This is a genomic window from Chitinimonas violaceus (assembly GCF_052601015.1).
On the sequence record NZ_JBQXDJ010000113.1, the window covers coordinates 1 to 6,999 of the forward strand.

The window sequence follows — 6,999 nt, forward strand, 5'->3', positions numbered from 1 at the left end:
TCCACTCACCCCCTTCTCCTTCAGGTAGTTCGCCACCGTGTGCGCACGCCGTTCCGACAGCGCCTGGTTGTAATGCTCACTCCCCAACCGGTCCGTGTAGCCCGTGATCGTCATCCGCTCTATCCGCGCATAGCCCTGGCTCAGCTTGCGCGCCAGCTCGTCCAGCTTCGCCTTCCCTTCCGGCAGCATGTCGCTGCGGTCCGATCCATCGAAACGGAACAGCGCGCCCGCATCCAATCGGATGTTCTCTGTCGTGGTCTGCATCGGCTCCATCGGCGGGACCGGCAGCGGGGCTTGTACCTGTGGCGCGCCGCAGCGTTCCGCGCTGCTGCTACCCTGGCTCAGCATGTCTTCCGCAATCTGGATATACGGCTTGGCATGCCGCCAGCCTTGCTGGTTGTATTCATTCCCGGCATGCACCAGTTCCACTTCGCCGCAGGCAACCCGCTGCGCAGCGCAGCGGAAGCCGGCGTGTTGTTTCAGCTGACCCAGCCGCTGCCACAGGTCCGGCCGCAGTTTGGCGGCGCCGTTCACCAGCGGGGTCTGGTCACCCGGGTTGGGGGTGGTGTTGGTTTCCAAGGCGCTGATGATCTTCACCGATTCCGTCAGCGCTTCCTGTACAAACGGGGACCGGTCGTTGCGCGTGTATTCGTGGAACGAGACATCCAGCCAGCATTGCGCTTTCGACAGGTAGTAGTCCGCCACCGGGACCGAGGCACCCCTTTTGCCGTCATTCAGCGCCTTGATCCGCCCCTGGGTGGCGGCGTAGCCGTTCTGGTCGGCAGCGACCGCCTGGTCGCTGATCCGGTCCGAGGCCGGGGTCAGGGTCGCGCCCCAGCCGGCGGCGCTCATCCCGATCACGCCCATCAGCAACACGCTTTGCGCTATCTGCTTCTTTGTCTGTTTCATGGCTACCTCTGTCTTGATTTGCCCGGCCCGCGACCCTTTCCGGTCCCGTTGCTTCCGGTCCCGTTGCCCTAGCGATCTAAACTCACGTTCACGTCCGGGTCCTTGCCCTTGAACAAGGTCTCGTCAAACTTGAACCGCAGCCGTAAATACACCCCCTTGGCCGTCTGTTCCGGTCCGCTCAGGTCCCGATCGCGGAAGCCGGTCCAGTTGTACCCTGCCGACAGCCACAGGTTCTGGGCCAGCAGGTAGCCCAGTTCCATCCCGTAGCTGTATTGCCGGCTTTCGCCTTGCGGGCTGCCCAGCAGTCCAGCCATCAGGCCGATGTCCCAGTTCTCGGTCAGGTCGTATACCCCGCGGAGGCTGCCCAGCCAGGCGCGGTAAGTCTTCTGACTGGCGTTCAGGGTGTCGTCGGTGGTCTGCTTGCCCGCCAGCCGTCCGGTGAACCACCACGGTCGGCTCGGGTGGTAGTCCATATGGCCCGAGACGATGTGGGCGTTGTAGTGGTCGCCCCCTGCCCCATTGTTGGCCTGTGGCTGCGAGTCGTCCTTCACCATCTTGTATTCGTAGCGCGCGAGGCCGTTCACCCGGTTGTTGTCGACCGGCCGCCAGGCAAAGCCGACCTGGGCGCGGTCCTGTTTGGCGTTGCCCATTTTGGCAGTGCCCGTGGCGTTGTCGTTGTTGAGGGTCCACAGCAGGTAGTTGCGTGCCAGCAGGGTCCAGTCACGATTGAGCTTGCGGGCGAAGGCCAAGGTGTTCAGCCATTGGTTCTGGCTCTGGTCGCCAATCACCTGCTTGTTGTCGAACACGCGCCGCCATTCGAGTTTGGCAGAAGCCTTCCACAGCGGGCTAACGGCGTAGTCCAGACCGGTGGAGACGGCAGCGGCTTCCTGTTGCACCCCTTTGAGGATCTGCAGGTACTCGACATTGGTGTTGGCCGCGACGCCCTGACTCAGGTTCCAGACGTTACGGACACCGGAGGCCAGCTGCTGGTCGCGGATGTCGGCCATCTGCACCGATTCGGCATCGCGCAGCCGGTATTCGCTGAAGACGTTGCCGCCCGGCATATAGCTGCTGTCCACCCCGGCGATGAAGCTGTTGCTCTTGTCCGCGGCGCCCAGTGAGTAGGCGGAGGCAAGTCCGGTCTGGCCTTCGTAGCGGCCGTACAGCTTGCTGCGTTCGGTCAGCAGGTATTTGGCGCCAGCGCCATAGCGGTGCTGATCAACACCATCGACACCGCGTTCCACATCGCCGCTCAGCGAGAAGCGGTCCGTCACCTTCACGCCGGCGCCAAGCCGTACCGTGGTGGCGTCCAGCGCCTGGGTCGTGGCAGCGCCGGTTGTGCTGTTCACCGGGGCGAAGGTACGGGTGACCTGACCGGTGACCGGGTCCAGGAAGGTGTTGTTCTCACCGTTGCCGAAGAAGCCGCCCGTGCTGGTATTGCCGGCTCCCAGCGGGGCGGTGTTGCTGGCGATCAGGGCGGTGCTTGGCATGCCGATGGTTTCTTCGGCGTGCTGGACCGAGAGGTCGAGGTTCAGCCAGTCGGTGGCCTGGACGGCGACGCCGATCTGCTGGCCTTCACGGTTGGCATCGGTAGCCCGTTGTTCGCTGCGGATTGCTTCGCCGTAGACCTTGATGTTGTCGGTGACCTTGACTGCGCCCTTCAGGCCCGCTTCACCCTGCCCGCCGCTGATGCCGGCCGTGGTGTTGTTGAAGCCGACCTCGCTGCGGTTGTAGTAGGCCTTGGCCTGTACCTGTTCGCTACGGTGCGCCAGCTCCACCCGGACGGCATCGCCATCACGTTCGCGTTTCGATTCGCCGGACTGCCCGCTCGGGGTGGTGTACACATTGTTGCCCACCGAGTAGGTCGTCGAGATCGTGCGGGCGAATTCCGCCACGAAGCCGGTATGGGTGCCCAGCTGATAGCTGAGGTTGGCGCTGCCCAGGCGATACGGTGACAGAGGGTTCTTGTCATCGACGAACGAGCCGCCAACCCAGAGCCTGTCCCAGGGGTTCACCTGCCAGTGACCACCGGCGACCCAGAAGTCTTCACCGCCCTGGTCGACCTCGTAGGTGATGCGCAGGGATTGTGGATCACCATCGGGCGTCAGCGCGGCGATTGGTTGTTTGAGCAGGATGCGGCCGTCAAACGGTTCGAACGCATAGTCGACGAATCGGGTCAGCGGGGTCACCCGTTTGATGATGCCAAGCTGGTTCTTATCCCGTACCACCAGTTCGACCTTCTCGGTATTCTCCACTGCGCCGTTGTTACGGACAGCGTAAGGGCCGGAGGTGCCGTTGCCCGGGTACTCCTCGACCACCTGTTTGAGCCGGTCGCGCGTGGCGAAGGCGCTGCCGCGTATCCAGCCCTGGTCCAGATGACCACGCAGGCCGGTGGCGGTACGGTTGTACAGGCCGAGCTTGCGTTGTTGCAGGCCGGTATCGCCGATGGTCTCGTAGCCATCCTCGGTGGTGAAGTCACCGTACAGGGCGTAGTTCTTGTTGTTGTCGACGCGGACATACAACCGGTCAGACGAGCGCGCGTCGAAGCCCTGGGTCGAGCTGTCGCCATACACCGGGTAGAACGATTGCGGCTGGATGTCCCGCATCATGCGTGAGCGGGTTTCCTTGTCGGAGTCGAATGCGGCGGTCAGCAGGGTCTGGCCTGAGATCACCCCTTTGAGGAAGAAGGCCGAGCGGGCATTGGCGTTGGCCTTGCCGTTGCTGTACTGCCTGCCCCAGGTGGTCAGCTCACGCTCGAAGGTGTCGTTGAAGCGGGTGGGCTGGATGGCGTTGCTCGAGAAGCGCCGCCGGCTGATCACCCCTTCGATCAGACCCGCGGCGATCATCTCGCGCAATTCCGGTATGAAGCGGATCACCCCTTGTGCGCTGGCGTAGCCGGCGGTGACCCGCAGCTTCACGTCCTGAGCGGTCGAGGGAGCGAGCAGCTGGAAGGTGGCGATGCCATCCTTGACCTCAACCTGTACGCCGGGCGTGACACGGTCCAGGTCCTTGCCCTGCGGGCCCAGCTCGTCGGTCTTGGCGTCGGGCAGCAGGATGCGGCCGCCGTCGGTTTCCACCGTCAGATACTGCTTCCCACTCATTGGGGCGCCCTTCAGGTCCTTCAGCTTCACGGTAACCGTGACGGCCGATTGCCCATCCGCCGGGACGCCGTCGCGGTCGGTGGTGACGATCAGCTCGCCCACCCCCTTGTTCGACCGGTAGTCCGCCGCGCCTTCCTGCTTGTTCAACCATTCCGAGGTGTCGGGCCGTCCCTGGGTCTCCAGGCTGCGGATGACGTCCGCCGATTGGGCAGAGCCCATCAGACACATCCAGGCCAGTTGAGGCAGTCCCAGTCCCATCGCCACGGCGCTGTGCCGTATTGCCCCCAGCTTGCACCGGGCTTCGCCGCCTTGGCGAGCCATCTCTCTCTTAGCGCGCATCGGCTTCCCCCTTCTGGCCCAACGGTGTGCTTCTTGGCTTCACGATCGTCTGGTTGGCGCTGTCGGTTCCCTCTCGCGGGTAGTCCGGCGCTTTGCTGCGGAACATCAGCCCCGGTCCTCCCTTGCGTTCCGTTTCCACGCTGCGCGCTTCGCCCTGGCTACGCCGGGCCTTCACCTGCTCCAGCACCGTGTTCGAGCACGACCCTTCCGCGAAGTCCCCTCGCATCAGTTCGCCATTCTTCACGTCCAGCCACAGGCTGTTTGCATCCCCCAGGTTCCGGTTCGAGGTGGTGGTCAGGTAGCTCTTCAAGGGCAGAGTCCGACCATCCACCTTCAGCACATGCGACTTCGGTGACAGGCCGCAGTAGCTGTACTTGCCCTCGACGTCGGTGATGAAGAAGGTGCCGTCCTCCAGATACAGCCGGACACCTGGAATGCCGAGCTCCTCCTGATCCTGGATGTGGTTGTTGTTACAGTCGACGAACACCTTGCCCAGCAGGCAGGCATCGCTGGTGAAGACACCGGTCGTGACCTTGACCTTGGCGCGGGCTTCGTTCGAGCAGCGCTGGCGGTCACCCGAGCAGGCCGTCACCCGGTTGATCCCGTCACCCCGCATGGACAGGATGCCGACGCGTACCCGGTAGGTCAGGGTCAATTCAGCCTGTTGCGCCAGGGTGCCGACGGTGAACGTCAGCTTTGCACCCGGCTTACCTGCCGGATCAGCCAGTGCTTGCGAGGCGCCGCCCTTGACGGTCAGCCAGGCGGTGCCATCGAGGTAGCTGAAGCCGGCTGGCAAGATATCGTCGAGCACCGCGTTCAGCAGCGGTACGGTGTCCTGGTTCCTTACCGTGATCGTGTAACGCACGGTGTCGCCGATCTCTGCCTGGTTGACCGAGGCCTGCTTCATGATCAACACACCGAGTGGTTTGCCGACCAGGCTGACCGGGGTCGGGCTCGGCTGACCGGTCGGGGTCGGATTCAACAACGGCGGCGGTGGGACCTGCCCTGCCGGCAGGCCGGAGACCGGGGCCACGTCGATCGAGGACGACTGCGTCACCATACCGGTCGGTGGGTTCTGCGGTTGACCATCGGCCGTGAAGGTGAAGCCGGTCCGGTTGACGCCGCTGCCCGGATTGGTCGAGCTGGCCAGGCCGGTGTTGAGCAACGCATCGGTCGGAACCGGGTTGGCGCCAAAGTTGACATGCACCACGAAGCTCATCACACACGATTCGCCCGGTTGCAGATCAAAGCCGCCGGTGAGCAGGGAACTGTCGGTCAGGCCGTTGTACTGGCTGTTGCCCTGGCAGACCGTCGTATTGGGGCCATTGCTGACCGCGAAGCTGCCGGGCAGCAGGCTGACGCCACCGCCGCCATTGGCGGGCAGGCCCGCACGGAAGGTCGAGGTCAGGTTATCGTTGACCTGCACATTCGCTGCCGTGATCGTGCCGGTGTTGCCTACCACCAGACGGTAAGGCACATCGAATATCCGGCCGCCGAGGAAGTTCGGCGTACCGGCCCGCTTGAGGACGGTGAGCCGTGGGGTCGAGATCGGGGTGGTGACCGTACAGCTGGCGCAGGTACCGCTGCTGGAGGTCACCGCGTTGACCAGCTGGGTCACCCCGGCAGGGATCGGGTTGTTCACCGTAACCGTGAAGGTCTTGGCCTGGGAAGAACCTGCCGTGACCGTCAACGTCTGAGTACAGGTGGTACCGCCTGCGGCACAGCCTGGACTCCAGCCTTCACCACTGCCGGTATAGGTCGTGCCAGCCGGAGTGGTTTCGGTCAGGGTTGTGGTGGCAGGACCCACACTGGTGGTTTCGCGGATATCGACATTGTAGGTCAGCACATCCCCGGGCCGGGCCAGATAGCCTGCCGGTACTGCGGCGCCATTCACCAGGCCCAGGGTCTTGGAAACGCTTGGGTTGCCGCCAGGCACCGCACCGGTCGTCTTGGCGCACAGCCCGTCGCTCGACGCATTGTTCGCCCCGACTGCCGGGATGGGGTTATCGCAACTGGCGGAACGCGGGTCGCCGCCGGTGCTGGTGAGCATGACGCTATTGGTCAATGCACCCGTGGTCGTCGGGGATACCGCCACCGTGTAGCTGACCACCAGATTGGCGCCGGCAGCCAGATTCGGCGTGCCGCTGCAAGTCACAATCTGGGCTGCGGCACTACAGGTCAGCGGTGCGCCGGCAGTCTGGGCGGTAAAGGTCAGGCCGGTGGGCAAGGTATCGGTAAAGGCCACCAGTCCGGTGGTTGCGCTGCCGCCGATATTGCTCAGCGTGATGTTATAGGTACCCGGATTGTTGGCGGTGAAGCTGGCCGGACCGGTCTTGGCAACCCGCAGTGTCGGTGGACCGGCCTGTACGTTGGTGAAGGTACAGACCACGGCACCGGTGGTTGCTGCAGCATTCAGCGTGACGGTACCGGTGGCCAGATTCGGCGTGGCGGTGCCGCCGGCACCCAGTCCGGTACAGCTGATGCCGGTCAAGGTATAGCCTGGCGGCACAGTTTCGGTGATGGTGGTCACGCTGCCAACCGTGGTCACCGACTGGACCGGCCCTTGTACACCGGTGCCTGGTGTGACCGTGGTCAGGGTCTGATTGGTGACCCCATTGGTGCCGGTAAAGCCGAAGGGCCCGACCCCGCC

3 protein-coding genes are annotated in these 6,999 nt (G+C 64.0%); all 3 read right to left on the bottom strand.

Annotated features, from left to right (window positions below; all coding sequences use genetic code 11):
• Window positions 1-909, bottom strand: a 909-nt coding sequence (locus tag ACUHMQ_RS19735; protein WP_445297173.1) for an OmpA family protein, incomplete at its 3' end; no start/stop codon positions are given.
• Between the two features lie 68 nt (window positions 910-977).
• Window positions 978-4,331 (bottom strand): Ig-like domain-containing protein, encoded by a 3,354-nt coding sequence (locus tag ACUHMQ_RS19740; RefSeq protein ID WP_445297174.1) that lies wholly within the window; start codon window positions 4,329-4,331, stop codon window positions 978-980.
• Between the two features lie 7 nt (window positions 4,332-4,338).
• Window positions 4,339-6,999 (bottom strand): prealbumin-like fold domain-containing protein (locus ACUHMQ_RS19745; protein ID WP_445297175.1); only part of this gene is annotated, 2,661 nt, incomplete at its 5' end.